Below are 2375 nucleotides of genomic sequence, written 5' to 3' on the forward strand. Positions count from 1 at the left end.
CCGGTATCCTCGATGGCGATCAGGATCTCCTCGCCCTCATCCTCCACCCGGATCGCCACCTCGACCTTGGGCCCGCCGAACTTGATGGCGTTTCCTATGAGATTCGTGAAGACCTCGGGGAGAAGCCGGTCGGCCATGACCGAGAGGCTTGTACCGCCGTAATGGAACTGGATCTCGGGGAAGATCGCGATCTCATCCCGGATAACCCGGTCCAGATCGATCGGCACGAGTTTGACCGATTCGCGGTGAATTCTGCGGATTGTCGAGACGTTTCTTAAGATCTCGACGCTCTTCCTGATGCTTGCGCGGAGTTTTTCTGCATAGATTTTTTCCTCCCCATCAAGCATATCGGCGAGGAGGTTTGTGTAGAGACCCGAGATGTTCTCGGCGTTTCTGATATCGTGGCTCAAGATGTCGAGGTAGAGGTTTGCCTCCTCTTTGGCCATCTCGAGTTGTCGGATGAGCAGTGCGCGCTCGATCGAGGCTCCAACCTCCCTCCCTACAGCAGCAAGGAGGGACCTGTCGGTCTCGGTGAACCGATTGTTTCCTTGCGGGATGACGTTCAGGGCACCGATCACCCTCCCGTGTGCCACAATCGGGACGCTGGCATAGCGAAGCGGTGTACTCTCCCCCTCTTCCGGGAGATCATCACGAAATACGGTTCTTCCTTCTACCAGAACCTCTCTGTATGGCGGGGCATTGATATCCCGAATGCATGGCTGCGGGGTGAAACCTTCAGGGAGACCCTTTGAGTAGACGAGGCGGGCTCTTTTGCCTCCCTGTTCTTTTAAGTAGATGCTCCCGCCTGCAAGGTCGAGGAGGGCGAGGGTCACCGTGAGCACCCGCTCCACTACCTCGTTGCTGTCCGTTGCGGACGCCGATGCGCCGATGATCTGGTTTAAGATCGAGAGTGCCCGGTTATGGGCTTGAATCTCTGCTTCGGCCTCTTTCAGGTCGGTGATATCGGTGAGCGTCTCGGCAAGGCAGATGGGGTTTCCGTCATTATCCGTGACGCAGCTCCCCGAGAACATGATGTGGAAGGTTGTCCCGTCCCGCCTCCTGCCGACCCGCTCACCGGTGTACCTGCCGGTCTTGAGGAGTCTTTGAAGAGCATCTGCGGCCTCCGCCTCGTCGTGCCAGAACTCCGTAACCGATCTCCCCAGCACCTCGGAGGCAGAAGCATAGCCCCACAGGGAAAGGAAGGCCTGGTTGACGTAGGTCAGGCGACCGCGAAGATCGGCGATGGCAAAAGCGCTCGGCGAGGATGCTATCGCCATATCCCGGATCCGGAGGTCGAGTTCGGCCTGTTGCTGCCTGGTGACGTCGCGGAGCGAGTAGAGCGTCCCGGTAACCCGCCCGGAGTCGTCGGTTAATGTGCTGAGGGTCACGTCGATGGATATAGTCTCGCCATCCCGCTTCTGGTGACCGGCAACGCCGCGCCATGTTCCGGACGACAGGAGGGCGTTCTTCGCCATCTCTTCCTCGCCCGTATGAAGCCACTCAATGCCGAAGAGCTCCGGGATCGGCCGCCCGAGAGCCTCGTCGGAAGGAACGCCGAAGAGCCGCTCTGCCGCCCGGTTCATGTAGGTGATCCTCTCATCCGTATCGACCGCGATCACGGCGTCCTCTACCTGCGAGAGCACCTGCGCCTGGAACCGGAGTTGCTCTTCCGCCCGCTTCTGGTCGGTGATGTCGCGGCAGATCCCGAGCAGATTCCGGACGGTACCGTCGGGTCCCGCCATCGGGATGAGGCGCACCTCAAGCCAGACATCTCCACCGGCCCCGTGTACCAGGGCCTCCTCGGTGAGGATCTCCCCGGGCGACGCGATTGCAATCGGGATCGTCGTGCGCCACCATTCCCCGAGACCGGGCAGAAACAGTTCCTGGATGTTCTTTCCCCGCAGTCCCTCCGGGTCGGTGCCGACCAGACGGCCGCCGGCACTGTTCACGTAGAGGACGTCCCCCCTGGTATCGATGAGGAAGATGACGTCCGGCGACAGTTCCGTAAGCGCCCGGTAACGCTCCCTGCTTTCACGGAGCGCCTGAGCCATGCGCATCTCCTCGCTGATATCGACCGTGGTGACCATGATGCAGATCGGATCTTCGGAATCGTCCTTGAGGAGCACCACGGTAACATGGGCGATGAATTCCGTCCCGTTGGTCTTTCTACAGACAAGTTTCCCGGTGTACTTCCCGCCCTCCGCTAATGTCGCAAGAATCCTCTCAACCTGGGTCGGTTCCACCCAGAACTCCGCGATATGCCGACCGAGAACCTCCTCCGGGTCGGTCAACCCGTTCATCTCCAGTAGTGCCCGGTTGACGTGCGTGATGTTGCCGTCGAGGTCGGCGATGGCGATCGCGGCAAGCGACGACTC

The 2375-nt window shown here is 60.3% G+C and carries 2 protein-coding genes (1 of these 2 running past the window's edge); both read right to left on the reverse strand.

What is annotated here, in order from left to right:
• Window positions 1-2357: PAS domain S-box protein (locus tag ACI94_RS06800; RefSeq protein ID WP_286681250.1), on the reverse strand; the 2357-nt coding region annotated here is incomplete at its 3' end.
• Window positions 2297-2375, reverse strand: partial view of a PAS domain S-box protein gene (locus ACI94_RS06805; protein WP_286681249.1) — the 3' end only. Its footprint extends 1064 nt past the window's final position; 79 of the gene's 1143 nt are visible here — the last part of the coding sequence; its start codon lies beyond the right edge, outside the window — the gene reads right to left on this strand; it ends in the stop codon at window positions 2297-2299. The genes ACI94_RS06800 and ACI94_RS06805, both read right to left, overlap by 61 nt.

Origin of the sequence: Methanoculleus sp. DTU007 (assembly GCF_001512385.1) — an archaeon.
In the GTDB taxonomy this organism is placed as follows: Archaea; Halobacteriota; Methanomicrobia; order Methanomicrobiales; family Methanoculleaceae; genus Methanoculleus; species Methanoculleus thermophilus.